This is a genomic window from Rahnella victoriana (genome assembly GCF_004330295.1).
Taxonomy (GTDB): domain Bacteria; phylum Pseudomonadota; class Gammaproteobacteria; order Enterobacterales; family Enterobacteriaceae; genus Rahnella; species Rahnella victoriana.
On record NZ_SJOJ01000010.1, the window covers coordinates 102,567 to 123,049 of the forward strand.

Annotated in this window: 16 protein-coding genes and 1 other RNA gene; 7 read left to right on the forward strand and 10 right to left on the reverse strand. The window is 51.6% G+C overall.

Translation table 11 applies throughout. The annotated features are described in order from the left end of the window. Window positions 1–21: 21 nt before the first annotated feature. The 7 genes from EYY67_RS10450 to sufA all read right to left on the reverse strand — a co-directional run bounded on the left by EYY67_RS10450 (window position 22) and on the right by sufA (window position 7,046). On the reverse strand, window positions 22–1,035 hold the full coding sequence (locus EYY67_RS10450; protein WP_131693460.1) for a L,D-transpeptidase family protein: 1,014 nt from the start codon (window positions 1,033–1,035) through the stop codon (window positions 22–24). Between the two features lie 261 nt (window positions 1,036–1,296). Then, on the reverse strand, window positions 1,297–1,710 hold the full coding sequence (gene sufE / locus EYY67_RS10455) for a cysteine desulfuration protein SufE (protein ID WP_095921463.1): 414 nt from the start codon (window positions 1,708–1,710) through the stop codon (window positions 1,297–1,299). Window positions 1,711–1,738: 28 nt separating this feature from the next. Further along, window positions 1,739–2,959: a cysteine desulfurase SufS gene (sufS, locus tag EYY67_RS10460; RefSeq protein ID WP_131693461.1), complete on the reverse strand. Its 1,221-nt coding sequence runs from the start codon at window positions 2,957–2,959 to the stop codon at window positions 1,739–1,741. Next, window positions 2,959–4,260, reverse strand: a complete 1,302-nt coding sequence (gene sufD / locus EYY67_RS10465; protein ID WP_095921461.1) for a Fe-S cluster assembly protein SufD — start codon at window positions 4,258–4,260, stop codon at window positions 2,959–2,961. Before sufD ends, sufS begins: the two co-directional genes overlap by 1 nt. Then, entirely contained in the window at window positions 4,235–4,981 is a 747-nt protein-coding gene (gene sufC / locus EYY67_RS10470) for a Fe-S cluster assembly ATPase SufC (protein ID WP_131693462.1), read from the reverse strand. The genes sufD and sufC overlap by 26 nt, the downstream gene beginning before the upstream one ends. A 123-nt stretch (window positions 4,982–5,104) precedes the next feature. Next, complete coding sequence (gene sufB / locus EYY67_RS10475; RefSeq protein WP_015697806.1) at window positions 5,105–6,628, reverse strand: Fe-S cluster assembly protein SufB; 1,524 nt, start codon at window positions 6,626–6,628, stop codon at window positions 5,105–5,107. A 46-nt stretch (window positions 6,629–6,674) separates the two neighbouring features. After that, window positions 6,675–7,046: a Fe-S cluster assembly scaffold SufA gene (gene sufA / locus EYY67_RS10480; RefSeq protein ID WP_013576101.1), complete on the reverse strand. Its 372-nt coding sequence runs from the start codon at window positions 7,044–7,046 to the stop codon at window positions 6,675–6,677. Window positions 7,047–7,503: 457 nt separating this feature from the next. On the opposite strand from sufA, the gene EYY67_RS10485 reads away from it, so the two are divergent. Further along, window positions 7,504–7,908: a hypothetical protein gene (locus EYY67_RS10485; RefSeq protein WP_095921459.1), complete on the forward strand. Its 405-nt coding sequence runs from the start codon at window positions 7,504–7,506 to the stop codon at window positions 7,906–7,908. A 117-nt stretch (window positions 7,909–8,025) separates the two neighbouring features. On the opposite strand, the gene EYY67_RS10490 is transcribed toward EYY67_RS10485, so the two are convergent. Beyond that, window positions 8,026–8,445 carry a hotdog fold thioesterase gene (locus tag EYY67_RS10490; RefSeq protein ID WP_131693463.1) on the reverse strand — a complete coding sequence of 140 codons (420 nt, stop codon included), beginning with the start codon at window positions 8,443–8,445 and terminating at the stop codon, window positions 8,026–8,028. 14 nt (window positions 8,446–8,459) lie between these two features. Next, complete coding sequence (ydiJ, locus tag EYY67_RS10495) at window positions 8,460–11,516, reverse strand: D-2-hydroxyglutarate dehydrogenase YdiJ (protein ID WP_119826266.1); 3,057 nt, start codon at window positions 11,514–11,516, stop codon at window positions 8,460–8,462. A gap of 326 nt (window positions 11,517–11,842) precedes the next feature. On the opposite strand from ydiJ, the gene ydiK reads away from it, so the two are divergent. Further along, window positions 11,843–12,940: an AI-2E family transporter YdiK gene (gene ydiK, locus EYY67_RS10505; RefSeq protein WP_095921456.1), complete on the forward strand. Its 1,098-nt coding sequence runs from the start codon at window positions 11,843–11,845 to the stop codon at window positions 12,938–12,940. 187 nt (window positions 12,941–13,127) lie between these two features. After that, an RNA gene (gene rprA / locus EYY67_RS10510) (antisense sRNA RprA) lies at window positions 13,128–13,238 on the forward strand. A 133-nt stretch (window positions 13,239–13,371) separates the two neighbouring features. On the opposite strand, the gene ppsA is transcribed toward rprA, so the two are convergent. Further along, window positions 13,372–15,747, reverse strand: coding sequence for a phosphoenolpyruvate synthase (ppsA, locus tag EYY67_RS10515; protein ID WP_131693464.1), 2,376 nt, complete (start codon window positions 15,745–15,747; stop codon window positions 13,372–13,374). Between the two features lie 523 nt (window positions 15,748–16,270). Between ppsA and ppsR the strand changes: the two genes are divergently transcribed. The 4 genes from ppsR (at window position 16,271) to EYY67_RS10535 (ending at window position 20,468) form a co-directional block, all read left to right on the forward strand. Continuing rightward, entirely contained in the window at window positions 16,271–17,092 is an 822-nt protein-coding gene (gene ppsR / locus EYY67_RS10520; protein WP_131693465.1) for a posphoenolpyruvate synthetase regulatory kinase/phosphorylase PpsR, read from the forward strand. Window positions 17,093–17,220: 128 nt separating this feature from the next. After that, the gene (locus EYY67_RS10525) at window positions 17,221–18,267 is read left to right on the forward strand and encodes a 3-deoxy-7-phosphoheptulonate synthase (protein WP_095921453.1); all 1,047 of its coding nucleotides are present in this window, start codon (window positions 17,221–17,223) and stop codon (window positions 18,265–18,267) included. 339 nt (window positions 18,268–18,606) lie between these two features. Further along, a complete protein-coding gene (locus EYY67_RS10530; protein ID WP_131693466.1) occupies window positions 18,607–19,641 on the forward strand; it encodes a hemin-degrading factor in 1,035 nt (344 codons plus the stop codon). After that, window positions 19,638–20,468, forward strand: a complete 831-nt coding sequence (locus tag EYY67_RS10535; RefSeq protein WP_131693467.1) for a heme/hemin ABC transporter substrate-binding protein — start codon at window positions 19,638–19,640, stop codon at window positions 20,466–20,468. Before EYY67_RS10530 ends, EYY67_RS10535 begins: the two co-directional genes overlap by 4 nt. Window positions 20,469–20,483 lie beyond the last annotated feature (15 nt).

The window sequence follows — 20,483 nt, forward strand, 5'->3', positions numbered from 1 at the left end:
GCTGTCGCTTTCCTGTGACGTTTACTGCGTGCTGGCGGTCGTCACTGCCGGTTCACCCGACGTCGCGGTCTGCGGTTCATTGATAACCGGCGGCATATCGCCCGCTTTATCACCCACACTCACTACGACCGGCATCCCCGAACGGCGTTTTATCGCCTCTTTCACCATCTCTGCATTGGTGTCGTCGCTTTTAACGAATTTCTTCATTGCAGCAGTCAGCGGGATCGGTTTGGTTTGCGGATCATCTTTTTCAGTATGAGATAACGGCTGATGCACCTCGATATAGCGTTTCCCGTCCGGTTCGATATCGTACTTGATCGGCTGATTGATGATCTGTACGCGGGTTCCTTTCGGCACCGAATTGAACAGCGCTTCAATGTCATCCGGACGCAGGCGGATACAGCCGGAGCTGACTCGCATGCCGATGCCAAAATTGGCATTCGTCCCGTGGATCAGATATTGCCCCGTGCCTGCTGACAGACGCATGGCAAACAATCCCATCGGATTATCCGGCCCGGCAGGCACCATGCCCGGCAAAGTGATGCCATCTTTCAGATAGGCTTTGCGGATATTGGCAGTAGGCGTCCAGGTTGGATTGGGGATCTTCTGGCTGACGGACGTCACCATTTCCGGCGTGTTGCGGCCCAGCTGACCAATACCAATCGGATAGACGATGACCTTATCTTCGCCCTTCGGATAATAATACAGACGTAGTTCGGCCAGATTAACCACGATCCCTTCGCGTTTGGTATCCGGCAGCAACATCTGCGATGGAATGGTCAGCACCGTCCCGGCTTTCGGCAAATAAGGATCCGTTCCGGGATTGGCTTCCAGCATAGCGATCAATCCGATCTGGTATTTTGCCGCCACATCTTCCAGCGGTTTACCATCGTTGGGCACCACATACGTAGTGTTTTCGCCAATCAGGCGGCTGTTCTCTGGTGGCAAGGGATATTCCGCTGCACTTGCGGTCATGGTATGCGTGGCCATCATAGTGCCCACTAACATCGCCAGAAGGGGTAATGCGCGTCTCATACTCAGTCCTTTTTCGGCCTGCGCTCAGCGAATCTGAGGCAAGACAATTATCTTGTCTGGTAATACTAGCAGCGCAGAATTTCATGGCAATCAAACCACGGTAAATCAGAAAGTTACCTGTCAGAAAACGGAATTAAAAGCCGGAGGATAGAGAGTTGAAAAATCAGGACTAAAAAGCAAAAACGTGGGGAGAAAGACGGGATTTGCTTTGCTCATTAGCAGATAAATCCTAATGAGCAAAGCAGCGTACGGACGCCGAAATTACGACAGTTCCGCAGCTTTGGCGCGAATGGAGCGGATCATCGCTTCCAGCCCTTGCGAGCGTGAAGGCGTCAGATGCTGGCTCAGTTCCAATTCAGTGAAGAACGGACGGACATCCAGTTCCACCACATCACGCGGCGTTAAACCCTGATACAGGCTGAATACAATCGCGACCAGACCTTTAACGATAGCGGCATCACTGTCACCTTCGAAAGTCAGCCCGCCATTTTCATCGGTGTGCATCACAATCCATACCTGACTCTGGCAGCCTGAAATCAGGTTCTTATCCTGACGATGCGCTTCCGGCAATGCCGGTAACTGGCCACCTAACTCAATCACATACAGATATTTTTCTTCCCAGTTCGGGCACCGGGAAAAGTTTTTAACTAACTTATTTTTATCTGGCAAAGCCATAACAACATCCTGATCAAGGCTGCCGGGATTACCCCAACAACCGGTGAATACGCTGCAGTCCCGCGACCAGACGGTCGACTTCTTCCCGGGTATTGTACATCGCAAGCGACGCACGGCACATAGCCGGCACACCATAGAAGGACATTAATGGCATCGCACAGTGATGGCCGGTGCGGATAGCAATACCGTATTGATCAAGGAAACTGCCGACATCATAGGCGTGATGTTTGCCAAGGTTGAACGCGATGACCCCTGCGCGGGTCGCCGGACCGTAGATCTGAATGTCCGGTACTGTCGCCATCTGTTCGAGGGCATAGTTCATCAGTTCCTGTTCATAAGCATGGATATTCTCCAGACCCAGTTCAGTCACATATTCCATCGCCGCACCTAATCCCATAATCCCGCCGGTATTAGGTGTGCCCGCTTCGAAACGCCACGGGGCAGCCGCGAAGGTCGTGCCTTCCGTCAGGCTGACGTGCTTGATCATCGAACCGCCGCCTTCCCAGGCAGGCATCTGATCCAGCAAGGCTTTGCGGCCATACAGAATACCGATGCCGGTCGGCCCGTAAAGTTTATGCCCGGACCAGACATAGAAATCACAGCCCAGTGCCTGCACGTCGATCGCATGGTGCATGACCGCTTGTGCGCCGTCGATCAGAACGGTCAGCCCGGCCGCTTTCGCCTGCGGGATGATTTTTTCGATCGGATTAACGGTGCCCAGCACGTTAGAGACATGCGCCATCGTCAGCAATTTAGTGTGCGGCGTAATCAGCGATTCGAGCTGTGACACATCCAGCTCGCCGTCCGGCGTAAGATGCCAGACATCAATATGCAAATCGCGTTCTTTCGCCAGCATCTGCCATGGCACGATGTTCGCGTGGTGTTCCATTTCAGTCAGAATGATGTGGTCGCCGGGCTGTAAAAATGCACGCCCCCAGGTATTGGCGACCAGGTTAATGGCTTCCGTGGAACCTTTGACGAAGACAATTTCTTCCGCCGATGCGGCATTCATGAATTGTGCGGCCTGAGTGCGGACGTTTTCCATCTGCTCAGTCGCTTCTGCGCTCATGGTATGAATGCCGCGGTGAACCGCAGCATAACCTTGCTCGAAGAATGACATTTCACGTTGAATGACCTGACGCGGTTTCTGTGCGCTGGCCGCGCTGTCAAGGTAAGCCAGCGGCTGGCCGTTGACTTCACGGCTCAGCACAGGGAAATCGCTACGTACTCTTTCCAGTGGAAAACTCATTACTTACCTCGATTGAGTCGGCCTGCAATACGGGCAATCACGACTTCACGCAGGGTTTCATTCTCAATGGCTTCCGTCAGTTCAGCGGCAAAAGCAAAGATGATCATTTGCTGAGCATCCTGTCCGCTGATCCCACGGGTACGCAGATAGAAAAGCTGTTCGTCGTCGATACGACCCACTGTCGCACCGTGGCTGCACTTCACGTCATCGGCATAAATTTCCAGCTGAGGTTTAGTATCAACTTCAGTGTGTTTGCCCAGCAACAAGTTGTTGTTGGTCATTTTGCCGTCAGTTTTCAGTGCATGCTGCGCCACTTTGATCATGCCGTTGAAAATCGCTTTAGCACGATCGTTCACGATCACTTTGTGAAGCTGGTTGCTGTTGCAATAGCCTTTGTTGTGTTCCAGATACGTGCGGGTATCGGCAATCTCAGAATCAACCGGCAGAACCAGACTGTTGATATCCAGATTGCTGTTCTCGCCGTTCAGTTGCGCGCTGGTGTTATTACGGGTCAGACCCGCGCCCAACAAGAAACTGTGGCTGGACACACGGGCGTCACGCCCGATGACCAGATCATTGTGCGAGAAGTGGAAACTGGCCTGGCTTTCGAACGCCAGTTTGTAATGCGTGAAATCTGCATTATCGCCCACATTCACGGTCATACGCGCACCGGTGAAATGCCCCTGATCATTGAGACTCAGATAGTGTTCGATCACTTCAGCATTCGCACCGTTTTCAATCGCCAGATGATAGCGATGATGAACAGTATTCATTTCACGTGACTGATCACGACCACTGCTCAGATGTAACAGATACAGCGGTTTTTCAGCTTGCTTGCCCGCAGGCAAACGCACGGTAAACGGATCCTGTGCCAGACTTTCTGTCAGGTGTAAAAACACCTCTGACTGAATCGGATCCGGCAACGTTTGTTGCGCAGACGGGCTCAGTTTTTCGATTTCAAACGCACCAGTGTCGCTGTCGCTCAGGCTCGCATCAAAACGGCCATCCACGAAAACCAGACGGTAACAATCCAGTGGCAACGCCAGGGATTTCACTTTCTCAACCGTCAGCGCCTGCTGCTGAGGAGCAAAGAACTGATTGCCCAGCAGTGAGGAAACCGGCGTGTATTTCCAGTCTTCCAGTTTGGCATGCGGAAAACCGAGACGCAGCACCTGTTGCCAGTGCGCATGTGCGTGGGGAGATTGCTCACCGCCACGGCTTTCAAAAAGACGGTAAAGTTGCTGCATGGCGTGCGAACTGCCCGCCGCAGGGACATTACTCTTCGTCGGTAAGCCAGCCATAACCTTGCTCCTCTAACTGTTTAACCAAGGTGAAATCGCCGGATTTAACAATGCGGCCCTGATACAAAACGTGCACGTAGTCAGGCTTGATGTAGTCGAGGATACGCTGGTAGTGGGTAACGATAACGAATGAACGTTTGCCGTCACGCAATGTGTTAACACCGTCAGAAACGATCTTCAGCGCATCGATGTCCAGACCGGAGTCTGTTTCATCGAGGATGCACAGGTTTGGCTCAAGTGCCGCCATTTGCAGAATGTCGTTACGCTTCTTCTCACCGCCGGAGAAACCAACGTTCACTGAACGGGTCAGCAAATCGGCAGGCATCTTCAGCATCGCGATTTTCTCTTCGATGAAATCGGCGAAGTCAAAACGATCCATGGCTTCCTGACCACGGTATTTACGTACCGCATTCACTGCGGTTTGCAGGAAGAAATGGTTGGTCACGCCCGGAATTTCTACCGGATACTGGAAAGCCATAAATACGCCTTCGCCAGCGCGATCTTCCGGCGCCAGATCCAGCAAATCTTTACCGTTGAACATTACGGAACCGTCGGTCACTTCGTAATCTTCACGGCCAGCCAGTGTCGCGGAGAGTGTACTTTTACCTGAGCCGTTCGGGCCCATGATGGCGTGTACTTCACCCGGTTTGATCTCCAGATCAAGTCCTTTCAGAATTTCCTTTTCTTCGACACGGACCTTCAAATTCTTAATGCTTAACATACGTATCCTTGAGTTTGCGCCTGCGCGCTCATAATTCTGTTTATGCTTTGACTGTGCTGAACTCAAACCTGCCCGACGACCACATCACACCCTGCGACGTCGGGAGGAAAAGCGTACGGAGAATTAACCGACGCTGTGTTCAAGGCTGATCGCCAGCAGTTTCTGTGCTTCGACAGCAAACTCCAGCGGCAGCTCGGAAAAGACATCTTTACAGAAACCGTTAACAATCATGGAAATAGCATCATCTTCGCTGATACCACGTTGCAGACAGTAGAACAGCTGATCATCGCCGATTTTTGACGTCGTGGCTTCATGTTCCAGCTGAGCCGTGTTGTTACGCACTTCAACATACGGGAACGTATGTGCGGCACTGTCGGCACCAATCAGCATGGAGTCACACTGCGTAAAGTTACGGGCGTTTTCAGCACTCGGCAGGATCTTCACCAGACCGCGATAGCTGTTCTGGCTGTGACCGGCAGAAATACCTTTAGAGATGATGGTCGACTTGGTGTTTTTACCAATGTGGATCATCTTGGTGCCGGTATCTGCCTGTTGCTTGCCGCTGGTCAGCGCAACCGAGAAGAATTCACCGATGGAGTTATCCCCTTTGAGGATCACGCTCGGGTACTTCCAGGTAATCGCTGAACCGGTTTCAGACTGCGTCCAGGACATCTTAGAACCTGCGCCTTCGCACAATGCACGTTTGGTCACGAAGTTCAGAATACCGCCGCTGCTGTCTTTGCTGCCGGAGAACCAGTTCTGCACGGTGGAATATTTCACTTCCGCATCTTTGTGCAGGATGACTTCTACGACCGCTGCGTGCAGCTGGTAGGTGTCACGTACCGGCGCCGAGCAACCTTCGATGTAACTGACATAACTGCCTTCGTCAGCAATCAGAATGGTACGTTCGAACTGACCGGTTTTCGCCGCGTTGATACGGAAATACGTCGACAGTTCCATCGGGCAACGCACGCCTTTTGGCACGTAAACAAAGGTACCATCAGAAGCAACGGCGGCATTCAGCGCGGCGAAGAAGTTATCCTGTGCAGGCACCACGGTCCCGAGGTATTTACGTACCAGATCAGGATATTCGTGAATGGCTTCGCCGAATGAGCAGAAAATCACGCCCGATTCCGCCAGCTTATCGCGGTAAGTCGTGGAGACAGAAACGGAGTCGAAGATTGCATCGACCGCGACTTCTTTGCCTTCACGAACCGGAACACCCAGTTGCTCAAAGGCTTTTTCTACTTCACTGGTGAGGTAGTTTTTACCGTCAAGCGCAGGAATGCTGTGAGAATCTTCCGGAGGTTGCTGCGTGGCGCCAGGCTGAGAACCGCAGGTATCATCGCAGCTGCCACAGGATGGCGCGGAATAATAGCTGTAATCCTGGTAATCAAGAGGCGTGTAATACGCTTTGAGCCAGTGCGGTTCTTCCATTTTCAACCAGGCATGATAAGCCTGCAGACGGAACTCCAGCATCCACTCAGGCTCGTTGCGCTTTGCGGAAATCGCACGCACCACATCTTCGTTGATGCCTGATGCTAATTCATCGGTTGCCAGCTGGGTAAAGAACCCTTCCTTGTAATTCGTCCCCTCGCCGACCCAAGACTGCACATCATCTGGAATTTCTACGTTGCTTCGTGACATGTTGGTTACATCGCTTTGTTTACAATAATCTTAGAAACAGAAAGTCTTAAACACCGAAACTTTCGCCACACCCGCAGGCATGCTGAGCTTTAGGATTATTGAATTTAAATATCTGATTCAGTCCTTCACGGACAAAATCCACCTCGGTTCCGTCGATGAAAGGCATGGCCTTCAGCGGAACAAACAGCAAAGCGCCGTCATGTTCAAACACCAGGTCATCACTGGCCGGTTGTTTGGTTAAATCCAGAACGTAGCCAAAGCCGGCGCAGCCCGATTGTTTCACGGAGAGCTGGAGACCTTTGACCTCGGGATCCTGTGCCACCAGCGTGTTAATCTGTTTGGCTGCAGAATCAGTCAGGCTCACACCTTGCCATACGTTGTCGTCTAAAGAGAAAGAGCCGACAGTTTCAGTTTGCATCTGTCTTACCTCATATTTTTACGGTCATAGACAAGACCTATTGTCTCTATTCTAGTGATAACGTTAATCACTTCAACCTCTTGTTTTAAGAGGGTATAGCGATGACGCATAAGGAAAGACACTCAATGCGTATCGTCTTTACATCCGGCCGCTGGCGGGTCTTGAACACCGCAACCATCAACTGATTGAATAAATTGTCAATTTTTTGTTAAAAATTTAAAATAACCCTATAAATGCTAAGGTTTAATAGCTTTCATTGTGTCTATTATAAAACATTCATCGGAAATGCCTATTTATGAATTCGACATAATCGAAAGAATAAGGCTCTTTTTGCTTAGCTGCTTTTGAGCAACAAAATGAAAAAAACCGGATGAAATCGTTGATCCGGTGATTTTTTGCCAATATGATAGTCATTCTTTGATAATGATTATCATTCAGATAACCCGGAATACTGAGAATGGCTCAATCGGTAAATGCGTGGTTGCAAGGCAAGATCGACGACTATAAATCCAGTGTCCGCGATGCGACGGTGGATTTTTATATGGCGGATGCTGCCTTGCGACGCCCTGAAGCACATCTCTGCCAGCTCAAACGTTTTAACAGTATCTGTCTGGATATGGCCAATCTGTGTCTGCAAAACGGGGATGACCACAGCTATCTGCATGCTTTATGCAAATTACACAACCGGCTGATACTGGAAATCAACAGTGTTGTCCGCTGCGAACTCTTCCGTGTTCAGAGCTATCATTTTGCGCGACATACGTTAAAACTCATTTGTCAGTATTATGCCATGATGGGCATCTGGGAAAAAGCAACAGCCTTTCAAACTGACTTTGCCAAGCGCGTCCCTTTCCAGCTTTAATTCTTTTTCAATAAGTTACGTCTTGCTTTAAGCCAAATAAAAAAAGCGGACACATATAACATGTATCCGCCTCTCAGAGATATCAACCGTGCCACACACCGCGATTAATAGCCTACATCAATGTTCTATCACCATGGTGGTCAGTCGCGACACACAGCAAAGATTGCCTTTCTGATCAAAAATCTCAATCTGCCACACCTGACTCCGGCGTCCGGTACGTAAGGCACGGCATACACCGCGCACCAGCCCTTCCCTTGCTGACTGCATATGGCTGGCATTAATTTCCACGCCGACCACGGTCTGATTGCCCTCGCTGCACAGATAGCCCGCCATTGATCCGAGGGTTTCAGCCAGCACTACGGATGCGCCACCATGAAGTAAACCAAACGGCTGGGTCGTACGGGCATCAACCGGCATTGTCGCTTCGAGGAAATCCTCCCCCAGTACCGTAAATTCAATGCCCACATGCCCGACCATGCATCCCTGACTGCGCTGATTCAGGGCTTCCAGCGTGGTACTCCGTTTCCAGAATGACATCGTGCTTCCTTTTGTTAGGGAATGATTTCCAGCAAAGCCTGCAGCGGGTGACGAACGCCGTTGCCTTCAATGCGTTTTACCTGACTGCGACAGGAATACCCGGTTGCCAGACAGCGCTGACGCGGCAACCGCTGCAAGGAGGTATGCCAGGAGAGCTCATAAATCCCCAGTGAGTTTTGGAGATTTTTGGTTTCGTGACCGTAGGTGCCGGCCATACCGCAGCAGCCCACGCTGACGTTTTCCAGCTTCGCACCATAACGGGCAAAGATGTCGCTCCACTGTTTGCTGCTGTTTGGTAACGCGGTACTTTCGGTACAGTGCCCGAACAAATACCAGGACTCGCCGCTTTGCTGTTGTGCAGGACGTTCTGCCAGCCAGCTGTCGAGCCATTCATGCACCAGTTGAACCTGGAATGAACCCCGGGCATCGCCAAGGATTTCTTTATATTCATCGCGATAACAGAGTACCAGCGCCGGATCGACCCCCACCAGCGGCATACCTAACTGCGCTACACGGTTCAAAAACTGCGATGTTTTCTTCGCTGTTTTCGCAAAACGGGTGAGGAACCCTTTGATATGCTGCGCTTTACCATTGGGTGAGAATGGCAACAGTACCGGCTTCAGTCCCAGTTTTTCAATCAGTTGCACAAAATCAGCCACGACCTTTGCATCATAGAAACTGGTAAACGGATCCTGCACGACCAACACATAGTCGTTTCGTTGCGCTGGCGGGATAGCCTCCAGCTGTTCCAGCGTCATGTTGCTGGCACGATGGCCTGACAGTTGTTCCCGCAGCGTCGGGGAAGACAGCAGGGGCAAATCCACCATGCCAATACTCTTCCGGCTCATCTCCCTGACCCACGGTTGTTTAAGGAAGAAGTTGAACAATTTAGGGGCTTTCGCCATCAGCGGTGCATAACTTTCAACACTGGCGACAACATGGTCGCGTGCCGGACGCAGATAGCGCGTGTGATATAGCTGCAGGAAGCGGGAACGGAAGCCAGGGACATCAATCTTGATCGGGCATTGCGTTGAGCAGGCTTTGCAGGCCAGACAACCCGACATCGCTTCTTTCACTTCGTGTGAGAAGTCATATTCACCTTTACTGGCATGCCAGCTATTACGGGTGCGGTCGATCAGGCTGCGGAAACTCAAGCCTTTTTCCGGCAACGCATTTTCCAGTACCAGCGGATCCACACCCTGCTCTGACAATAACCGCAGCCATTCGCGCACCAGTCCGGCACGGCCTTTCGGCGAGTGAATGCGGCTGCCAGTGATTTTCATCGACGGGCACATCGGGCTTTTGACATCAAAGTTAAAGCACAGACCGTTGCCATTACACTCCATGGCGCCACGGAAAGACTGACGAACCTCCAGCGGAATACGACGATCGAGTGTTCCGCGTTTAGCCGCGTCCACTTTCATCATCGGTTCATCGCATTCAAGCGGCGCGCAAATTTTGCCGGGGTTCAGACGGTTATCAGGGTCGAACACCGTTTTGATGCGGCGCAATTCATGGAACAGTGCCTCGCCAAAAAATGCCGGACTGTATTCCGCACGGAAACCTTTGCCGTGTTCTCCCCACAGCAAACCGCCGTATTTGGCGGTGAGCGCCACCACTTCATCAGAGATCTGCTTGAGCAACATTTCCTGCTGCGGGTCGCACATATCCAGCGCGGGACGCACATGCAATACCCCGGCATCCACATGACCGAACATGCCATAACTCAGGTTATGGCTGTCGAGCAGTGCACGGAATTCAACAATGTAATCCGCCAGATGCTGAGGCGGCACGCAGGTATCTTCTGCAAACGGCAGCGGTTTAGCCTGCCCCTTCGCGTTACCCAGCAAACCGACGGCTTTTTTTCGCATATTATAAATGCGCTCGATCCCTGCCAGGTCGGCACAAATCTGATAGCCGATGACGCCGCCTTCTTTATCACTCATCAGACCGTCAAGCCGCTCGCATAACGCACTCACCTGACTTTCAATCAGCTCAGCGTCATCACCGGCGAACTCGACAATGTTCAACCCCTGCATGTCTTTGCCTTCAACATCCGTGATGTAATCACGAACGCTGTGCCAGACAATGTCTTCACGCGCCAGATTCAGTACCTTGGAATCGACGGTTTCCACAGACAGCGCTTTGGCTTCCACCATAAACGGCGCGTTGCGCAGTGCTGAGTTGAACGAGTCATATTTAATATTGACCAGACGGCGCACTTTCGGGATGGGGGTGATGTTCAGCCGCGCTTCGGTAATAAAGGCCAGCGAACCTTCTGAACCGGTCAGAATGCGGGTCAGATTGAAGGTTTGCAGATCGTCGCTCAGTACATGGCGCAAATCATAACCGGTCAGAAAGCGGTTAAGTTTCGGGAATTTTTCGATCACCAGCGCACGGTTATCACGACAGCTGTCCAGCACGGTGCGGTAAATCCGCCCGATAACCGAATCTTCTTCACCCAGCTTATCCGCCAGAGCCGTAGGGATGGCGGTGGTATCGAGCATATCGCCGCCGAGCACGATGGCCCGGACACCGAGCACATGGTCGGAGGTTTTACCGTATACCAGTGACCCCTGCCCCGACGCATCCGTGTTTATCATGCCGCCCAGTGTGGCGCGGTTACTGGTCGAGAGTTCAGGGGAAAAGAAATAACCAAACGGACGCAGGTAATCATTGAGCTGGTCTTTAATCACACCGGCTTCCACTTTCACCCAACCCTGTTCGGTATTGATATCCAGAATGCGGTTCATATGACGGGACATATCCACCACAATACCGCGGTTAAGTGACTGGCCGTTGGTGCCGGTGCCGCCGCCGCGTGGCGTGAACACCAGCGTTTTGAAACGTTCCTGTCCTGCAAGACGCGCAATCAGGGCGACGTCCGACGTGGCAAGCGGGAATAACACCGCATCAGGCAACAGCTGATAGACACTGTTGTCTGTGGCCATCGTCAGTCTGTCGGCATACGTTGTTGTGAGATCACCCGTAAAACCGTTGCTTTTTAACGCTTCCAAAAAATCGAGCACCAGCTGGATGACACCCGGCGCCTGAGAAATCTGTGGGATCATTGAATTATGACTCTTTCTTTGTTGTATGCCTGGCGGGCCCGAGGCGACCTGCCGGATCTGCGGGGCAGATCCACCCTGTTCTTTACCCAGAATAAAAACTAACATACTTCGTTTTTAAGCGCTCCGTCTGGTTGACCTTTGTTGCAGATGTTTCATGACATCTCGCAAAAAGCACTCGTTGCAACAACGCGTTGCAACTTATTGTGTGGCGCACTATCCAAATGCCGCGTGGTGTTCCATGCTTATTTTATGACTGACGTTGTCTGACACATTTTTTGAGGCACAGGGTTCGTGCCTTATTTCGTTTATCCATATGAGAAACATGAATGAATCTCCCAATTAAACGTTATGACTTACCCCAGATTATGTTCGGGGTTCTGTTTATTGCCCTGATGACCGTTGCCAGCATCTGGATTGTCCAACCCTTTATTCTCGGGTTTGTCTGGGCCGGAATGGTGGTCATCGCCACATGGCCGCTGATGATCAGGCTTCAGCGCCTTCTCTGGGGACGTCGTTTCCTGGCCGTCATTATCATGACGCTGCTGTTGATCCTGTTGTTCGTCATGCCTATCGCCTTGCTGGTCAGCAGCGCGGTGGAAAACGGCGCTCCGCTGGTCGAAATTGCCAGCCATCCTTCTTCGTTACACATGCCAGATTTTCAGTGGCTGAATGCGATCCCGCTGGTGGGGCATAAACTCTACAACGGCTGGCATGCCCTGATTAATGGCGGCGGTAATGCGCTGATGAGTAAAGTGCAACCCTACGTCGGACAAACTGCTGCATGGTTTGTGACACAGGCGGGTCATCTGGGTCGCTTTATCGTGCACTGTGCGCTGATGTTGTTATTCAGTGCGTTGCTTTACAGCCGTGGGGAAAATGTTGCGATGGGCATCCGTCATTTCGCGGTGCGTCTGGCGGCAGAGCGCGGTGATGCGGCAGTGATCCTTGCCGGTCAGGCGATCCGGGCCGTGGCATTGGGCGTGGTGGTGACTGCGATTGTGCAGTCTGTGCTGGGCGGTATCGGGCTGGCAATCGCCGGGATCCCTTACGCCACGGTGCTGACGGTCGTGATGTTCGTCTGCTGTGTCGCGCAAATCGGGCCATTGCTGATATTGATCCCGGCCATCATCTGGCTGTACTGGTCTGGCGACAATACCTGGGGCACCGTGCTGCTGGTGTGGAGTTGCGTGGTCGGTTCACTCGATAACGTACTGCGCCCGGTTCTTATCCGGATGGGTGCAGATTTGCCGATGTTACTGATTTTATCCGGCGTTATCGGTGGCCTGTTTGCCTTCGGTATGATTGGCCTGTTCATCGGACCGGTTGTGCTGGCGGTATCCTATCGCCTGATTTCACTTTGGGTGAATGAAGCACCGGAACCTGATGCAGATCCAGTCGAGGCGCTGAAAGCACTGGACGAGTAATTTCATCACGCGTTAATGCATACAGGCGTTGCTCCGAAAATTTAACGGGCAACGCCTTTTTCTTTATTCAAATCCCGCCATGACTTTTTAACCGAAAAAAACATCCCGCTTCATCCATGAGAATGAGAATAAACTCTATTAGGAGAATTCTTACAGACTAAATACATTGAGAAACTTAGTATTATTAACAGTTCGGATTTCAACTCACTGATTTATATACATGCTTTCCCCTGAGCCTGTATACCCCAAATTGCTGTGTGTAGTCTTTGCCTGTCTCCCAAGACGGGCTTTTTTTTTAATCTTTTTCCCGCCATTTTGTTATTTCTTCCTTCATTCTTATTTTTTTTATTTCCCGAAATGAGCGGCTCAGAAAAAAGAAAAGGCCATCACCTGTAAGTGACAGCCTTTAATTTAGGGCATTAGGAATTTATTTACTTCTCAGCCAGCGCCAGCCAGGTTTGTACGACAGTATCAGGATTCAGCGACAAACTGTCGATGCCCTCATCCATCAGCCACTGGGCAAAGTCCTGATGATCTGACGGGCCCTGCCCACAGATACCGACATACTTACCCTGTTTCTTCGCGGCTTTGATGGCCATCGACAGAAGCGCTTTCACGGCGTCGTTACGTTCATCAAAGAGTTCAGACACCACACCCGAATCGCGATCCAGCCCCAGTGCCAGCTGAGTCATGTCGTTAGACCCGATAGAGAAGCCATCAAAGTGCTCCAGGAACTGATCTGCCAACAAGGCATTTGACGGGATTTCACACATCATGATCACTTTCAGACCATTTTCGCCGCGTTTCAGCCCCTGGTTTGCCAGCTCAGCCACCACCGCTTCAGCCTGTGCCACGGTACGCACAAACGGAATCATCACTTCAACGTTCGTCAGCCCCATATCATTGCGCACCCGTTTCATTGCCTCGCATTCAAGCGCGAAGCAATCACGGAAGCTGTCAGCAACATACCGACCGGCGCCACGGAAACCTAACATCGGGTTTTCTTCATGAGGTTCGTATTTCTCGCCACCGACCAGATTGGCGTATTCATTTGATTTGAAATCAGATAAACGGACGATCACACGCTTTGGCCAGAACGCCGCGCCCAGTGTAGAGATCCCTTCCGTCAGTCTTGCGACGTAATATTCTCTCGGGCTGTCATAACCCTGAATGAGTTTGCTGATCTCTTCCTGAAGCTCTGGCGTTTGCTGGTCAAACTCCAGCAATGCTTTTGGATGCACGCCAATCATGCGGTTGATGATGAATTCTAAACGCGCCAGTCCGACGCCTTCGTTTGGCAGACAGGCGAAATCAAACGCACGATCCGGGTTGCCAATATTCATCATAATTTTCAGCGGCAATGCCGGCAGTTCATCAATTTCTGAACTCTGCACGGAGAAATCCAGCTCATCCTGATACACATAACCGGTGTCGCCTTCAGAACAGGAAACCGTCACTTTCTGGTTTTCTGTCAGTTTTTCGGTGGCATCGCCACATCCGACCACCGCAGGAATGCCCAGTTCACGGGCAATAATGGCCGCGTGACAGGTACGACCGCCACGGTTGGTGACAATCGCCGAGGCTTTTTTCATGATCGGCTCCCAGTCGGGATCCGTCATGTCGGTCACCAGCACATCACCGGCTTTAACGTGGTGCATTTCGCTGATGTCATGAATGATTTTGACCGGACCGGCACCGATACGGTGGCCGATTGCACGCCCTTCTACCAGCACGTTGCTGCTGCCATTGAGCTGATAGCGTTCCATAACCTGACCGTTTGAACGCACAGTCTCCGGACGCGCCTGTACGATATACAGTTTGCCGTTATGCCCGTCTTTCGCCCATTCGATATCCATCGGACGACCATAGTGTTTTTCAATCAACAGAGCCTGACGCGCCAGCGCCTGAACTTCGTCATCCGTCAGTGAAAAACGGCTGCTCAGTTCGGCAGGGACATCTTCAATCTGTACCTGCTTGCCGTGTTCCTGACTCGGTGCATACACCATGCGGATTTTTTTCGAGCCCATCGTGCGGCGCACAATCGCGGGTTTTTTCTTCTCCAGCGTCGGTTTGTGCACGTAGAACTCATCCGGATTCACCGCGCCCTGAACCACCATTTCACCGAGGCCGTAAGCCGAGGTAATAAACACCACCTGATCAAAACCTGATTCCGTATCGATGGTGAACATCACGCCCGCCGCAGCGAGATCTGAACGCACCATGCGCTGCACACCGGCCGAAAGCGCGACGCCACGATGGTCGTAACCCTGATGCACACGATAAGAAATCGCGCGGTCATTAAATAAAGACGCATAAACATGTTTCACCGCGGTCAGCACGGCATCAAAGCCCTGAACATTCAGGAAGGTTTCCTGCTGCCCGGCGAATGAGGCATCCGGCATATCCTCCGCGGTGGCCGAGGAACGAACAGCAAATGAGGCATCTGGCTCACCCTCGGAAAGCTGCTGATAAGCTTCGCGGATGGATTTTTCCAGTTCAGGCTGGAAGGGTGTTTCAATGATCCACTGACGGATTTGGGTGCCCGCTTTAGTCAGTTGCCCGATATCATCCACATCCGTGTTATCCAGCAATTCATGGATTCGGTGGTTTACGCCGCTCTGATCGAGAAAATCATTGAATGCCTGAGACGTCGTGGCAAAACCGTTAGGAACGGAAACACCCAGATCAGACAGATTGGTGATCATTTCCCCGAGGGATGCGTTCTTGCCCCCGACTTTATCAACGTCGTTCATACCCAGTTGGTTGTACCAGATAACATTGCGTAAATCGGGATCGAGATGAGCCATGAAACAGTCCTTTCTTAATTTATTTACAGTAAAGGTCAGGAGGAATGCGAACCGGTTATTCAGTCGTTGCCTGCCACCTTTTTGAGGGGTTTTAACAACGCTGTCATTTTGAGACTAGCATAATGATCCATAAGGAACAGACAGGTGAATCGATCCAGCAAATCAAACTATTTTTGTTTAGGAAAATTCCAGCGCTTCAAATTTTGTGATCGGGACAAAATCGTTATTATTCCTTATGAATCATGGATAAATCGCATTTAGTTTCTCAGCGGAATTAATGCTATCAGAGCTGCTGAAGTTCTGCTGAAGCAATTCAAAAAGCTGCGAGATATCGTGGAAAATTTAAAATGCCATTTCATTTATTACAGCCATTTTGCGCACTGCCTCGCAGCAATGAACAGAACATCCCGCAGCATAAGAATTAGGCTTTTTATTTCCGCAAATTCTGGTTATTACTAAATACGCACCGGAAGGGTGTGATGAGCCGATCAGTAAATGAAGTGATATCAATCAGGAGCAGTGCGTGGACAGAAGCGTGTTTTATATTTCCGACGGTACCGCCATCACGGCTGAGGTGTTAGGCCATGCTGTGCTTTCTCAATTTCCGGTCAACGCGACAACTTACTCGTTGCCCTTTGTAGAAAGTGAAGAACGCGCCAAAGCGGTCTGCCGCCAGATCAATGACATTTATGAAAAAACCGGTGCCCGCCCGCTGGTGTTTTATTCCATCATTTCACCCAATATCCGCGACATCATTAAAGGCAGTGAAGGCTTTTGTCAGGACATTGTTCAGTCACTGGTTGCGCCCCTGCAAAATGAACTCGGTGTAGATCCGACCCCCATCGCCAACCGGACTCATGGCCTGACGGCAAGCAACATCAGCAAATATGATGCCCGTATCGCCGCGATTGATTACACACTGGCGCATGACGACGGCATCTCCCTGCGTAATCTCGATCAGGCGCAGGTCATTTTGCTCGGCGTGTCCCGCTGCGGTAAAACGCCCACCAGCCTCTATCTGGCGTTGCAGTTTGGTATCCGTGCCGCTAACTATCCCTTTACCGCCGACGACATGGACAACATCCAGTTACCCGCCGCCTTAAAGCCACATATGCACAAGCTGTTCGGGCTGACGATTGACCCGGATCGTCTGACGGCAATTCGTCAGGAGCGTGTTGAAAACAGCCGTTATGCCTCTTTACGCCAGTGCCGGATGGAAGTCTCTGAAGTCGAAGCCTTATTTCGCAAGAACCAGATCCGCTACCTCAACAGCACAAATTATTCCGTTGAGGAGATTTCAGCGAAGATCATGGACAGCTTTGGCATGAGCCGACGTATGTTCTGAATCCTTTTACTGATGTGGATGGCATATCCTGCCAACAGTGGTTGAATTCGTCGGTTTTTGCGTTATTGTGATCGGCATCACTTCCCGGTATTCCTGCCGCAGAGAAGAAACAAATTTTCGAGAACACGATGTCACAAACAGATGAACTGCGTACGACGCGCATCGACAGCCTGATCACGCCTCAGGCACTGGCAGACAAATTGCCAATTTCCCCGTCGGTCGCACAACACGTGATGGAATCACGTAAACGGATTGAAAAGATTATCAGTGGTGAAGATCAGCGGTTGCTGGTCGTTGTCGGTCCCTGCTCTATCCACGATATCGAAGCGGCTATTGATTACGCGGGTAAGCTCAGCGTAATGCGTGAAAAGTATCAGGACCGTCTTGAAATCGTCATGCGTACCTACTTTGAAAAGCCACGTACTGTTGTCGGCTGGAAGGGCCTGATCTCAGACCCGGAACTCAACGGGTCTTGCCGGGTTAATGACGGTATTGAGCTGGCGCGTAAAGTGCTGCTGACCGTCAACCAGATGGGTATCCCGACCGCCACTGAGTTTCTGGATATGGTGATCGGCCAGTATATTGCCGACCTCATCAGCTGGGGTGCCATCGGTGCCCGCACCACGGAAAGCCAGATCCATCGCGAAATGGCATCGGCGCTGTCTTGCCCGGTAGGTTTCAAAAACGGGACGGATGGCAACACCCGTATCGCCATTGATGCGATCCGGTCTTCACGCACCAGCCATATGTTCCTGTCGCCGGACAAAAATGGTCAGATGACCATTTACCGCACCGCCGGTAACCCTTACGGGCATGTGATTATGCGTGGAGGTAAAAAGCCGAATTATCATGCGGATGATCTTGAGCAAGCCTGTCTGAATCTGGCGGAATTCGATTTACCTCAGCGTCTGGTGGTCGATTTCAGTCATGGCAATTGCCAGAAACAGCACCGCCGTCAGCTGGAAGTGGCAGACGATATTTGCCAGCAAATCATCAGCGGTTCGACCGCCGTTGCGGGCATTATGGCGGAAAGCTTCCTGGTTGAAGGCACTCAGCCTATCGTCGCGGGTAAGCCACTGGTTTACGGCAAATCGATTACCGATCCTTGCCTGAGCTGGGAAGATACCGAAACCTTGCTGGAGATGCTGGCAAACGCCACCGACAGCCGCTTTTGATCACCTCGCTGTAACCTGACTGAGGGCAACAAATGTTGCCCTTTTTACTCTCGTCTTATGGCTGACACCCTGTCAGCACTGTTTGTTTCACTTTCTTAAATGCCGCTTCCCCTCTTAAATGAAGAGGTTATCAGCGAATAATTACATTCCCGCCACAAAAATTTCCTTGATGTGTTCTGGTAATGATTTGATAATGATTATCAAATTGATATTAATTCCCATTACTATCCATGGATAATCCGGGCTTCTGACCCGAATATTTTTACAAATCATTCACATAACATCGCGAGTTTTTATCCGCGCCCCGCGCGGATGACTTTAGAAAACGAGGAGACAGCAATGCATTCAGTTCACTATCAGGACTATTTACAGGCCAAAGAAGCCAATCCCGGTAAATATGCCCGCGATCTGGCGGAAATTTTGGGGATCAGCGAAGCGGAATTAACCGCCCTGCGCGTTTCCCACGATGCCTCACGACTGGATGTTGATGCCCGCACGCTCCTCGCTGCGCTGGAAAATGTCGGTGGCACCAAATCCATTACCCGTAACGACTATGCAGTGCATGAACAACAGGGGCGTTACGAGAACCAACATCTGAACGGCCATGCAGGTCTGATCCTTAACCCGCGTGCGCTGGATCTGCGTCTGTTCCTGCAACACTGGCAGCATATTTTCAGCATGTCAGAAACCACGGCCCGTGGTGTGCGTCACAGCATTCAGTTCTTCGATGCGCAAGGCGATGCGGTGCATAAAGTCTATAACACTGATGAAACCGATATGGCGGCATGGGACGCGCTGATCGCGCAGTACAAAAGTGATGTTAACCCGCCGTTGCAGCCTGAAGCCGCGCCGGCAGTACCTGCCCTGAATGCCGCCGATGCCCAGGCTATCGATGCTGACTGGCGCGCAATGACCGACGTTCATCAGTTCTTCCAGTTATTGAAACGCCATGACATCACCCGTCAGCAGGCTTTCCAGGCTGTCGGTGACGATCTGGCATGGCGTGTCGAAAATGGTTCGCTGACCCGCTTACTGAACATCGCCAAAGAAGACCAGAATGAAATTATGATTTTCGTCGGTAACCGTGGCTGTGTGCAGATCTTCACCGGGCAGATTGAAAAAGTCATGCCGCACGGTGAATGGATTAACGTCTTTAACTCACGCTTCACCCTGCATCTGGTAGAAAGTGCCATTGCACAAAGCTGGATCACCCGTAAGCCGACCAAAGACGGTTTCGTGACCAGTCTGGAATTGTTCGCTGCCGATGGCACCCAGATCGCGCAACTTTATGGTCAGCGCACCGAAGGCAATCCGGAGCAAACGCAGTGGCGCGAGCAGCTGGCTCAGCTCAGTCATGAAGGCGTTGCCGCATGAAATACACGCTGAAAACACTGATGGCTGCCGCTGTTTTGCTGGCGGCTCCGGCGTTGCAGGCGGCTGAAAAGCTGATCAGCATCGGTGGCGATGTTACTGAGATTGTCTACGCGCTGGGTGCAGGCAATGAGATGGTCGCCCGTGACAGCACCAGCCTGCATCCGCAGGCGGTACTGGCGCTGCCGGATGTCGGCTATATGCGCCAACTGAACACGGAAGGCATTCTGTCCATGCACCCTTCGCTGGTGCTGAGCAGTGAACTGGCTGAGCCTTCGCTGGTATTACAGCAACTGGAGCAAAACGGCGTGAAGGTTGTCCGGGTCCCGGGCACGCCTTCTGCTGATACCGTGCCGAAAAAAATCGAGGTGATTGCTGCGGCGCTGAGCCGTCAGGCAGAAGGTGACAAACTGATCGCGACGTATCGTGCTCAGATTGCTGCCATTCATCACGATGCCCTGCCGGTGAAAATGCTGTTTGTGATGAGTCACGGTGGCATGTCCTCGATGGCGGCCGGTCAGAATACCGCCGCAGATGCGATGATCACCTCCGTCGGTGCGCAAAATGCCATGCAGGGTTTCAGCCGTTATCGCCCGCTCTCGCAGGAAGGTGTGATCGCCAGCGCGCCGGATATCATTCTGCTGACGTCAGACGGCGTCAAATCACTGGGCGGAATGGATCAGGTGTGGAAGTTACCGGGTGTGGCCATGACGCCTGCGGGCAAAAACAAGCGCGTGCTGGTGCTGGATGATATGTCATTGCTGGGCTTCGGCCTGCAGACCCCGGCCGTGATGGCGCAGCTTCGTCAGGCAGCGGAACAGCACCCATGAGCAGCATGAGCCCTC

Excerpts from the sequence above, each read along its gene's own strand:
- sufA (WP_013576101.1), bottom strand. The coding sequence starts at position 7,046 with ATGCAAACTGAAACTGTCGGCTCTTTCTCTTTAGACGACAACGTATGG.
- sufS (WP_131693461.1), bottom strand. The coding sequence starts at position 2,959 with ATGAGTTTTCCACTGGAAAGAGTACGTAGCGATTTCCCTGTGCTGAGC.
- ydiK (WP_095921456.1), top strand. The coding sequence starts at position 11,843 with ATGAATCTCCCAATTAAACGTTATGACTTACCCCAGATTATGTTCGGG.
- EYY67_RS10485 (WP_095921459.1), top strand. The coding sequence starts at position 7,504 with ATGGCTCAATCGGTAAATGCGTGGTTGCAAGGCAAGATCGACGACTAT.
- sufC (WP_131693462.1), bottom strand. The coding sequence starts at position 4,981 with ATGTTAAGCATTAAGAATTTGAAGGTCCGTGTCGAAGAAAAGGAAATT.
- ydiJ (WP_119826266.1), bottom strand. The coding sequence starts at position 11,516 with ATGATCCCACAGATTTCTCAGGCGCCGGGTGTCATCCAGCTGGTGCTC.
- EYY67_RS10450 (WP_131693460.1), bottom strand. The coding sequence starts at position 1,035 with ATGAGACGCGCATTACCCCTTCTGGCGATGTTAGTGGGCACTATGATG.
- EYY67_RS10490 (WP_131693463.1), bottom strand. The coding sequence starts at position 8,445 with ATGTCATTCTGGAAACGGAGTACCACGCTGGAAGCCCTGAATCAGCGC.
- sufB (WP_015697806.1), bottom strand. The coding sequence starts at position 6,628 with ATGTCACGAAGCAACGTAGAAATTCCAGATGATGTGCAGTCTTGGGTC.
- EYY67_RS10525 (WP_095921453.1), top strand. The coding sequence starts at position 17,221 with ATGTCACAAACAGATGAACTGCGTACGACGCGCATCGACAGCCTGATC.
- ppsA (WP_131693464.1), bottom strand. The coding sequence starts at position 15,747 with ATGGCTCATCTCGATCCCGATTTACGCAATGTTATCTGGTACAACCAA.
- EYY67_RS10530 (WP_131693466.1), top strand. The coding sequence starts at position 18,607 with ATGCATTCAGTTCACTATCAGGACTATTTACAGGCCAAAGAAGCCAAT.
- sufD (WP_095921461.1), bottom strand. The coding sequence starts at position 4,260 with ATGGCTGGCTTACCGACGAAGAGTAATGTCCCTGCGGCGGGCAGTTCG.
- sufE (WP_095921463.1), bottom strand. The coding sequence starts at position 1,710 with ATGGCTTTGCCAGATAAAAATAAGTTAGTTAAAAACTTTTCCCGGTGC.
- EYY67_RS10535 (WP_131693467.1), top strand. The coding sequence starts at position 19,638 with ATGAAATACACGCTGAAAACACTGATGGCTGCCGCTGTTTTGCTGGCG.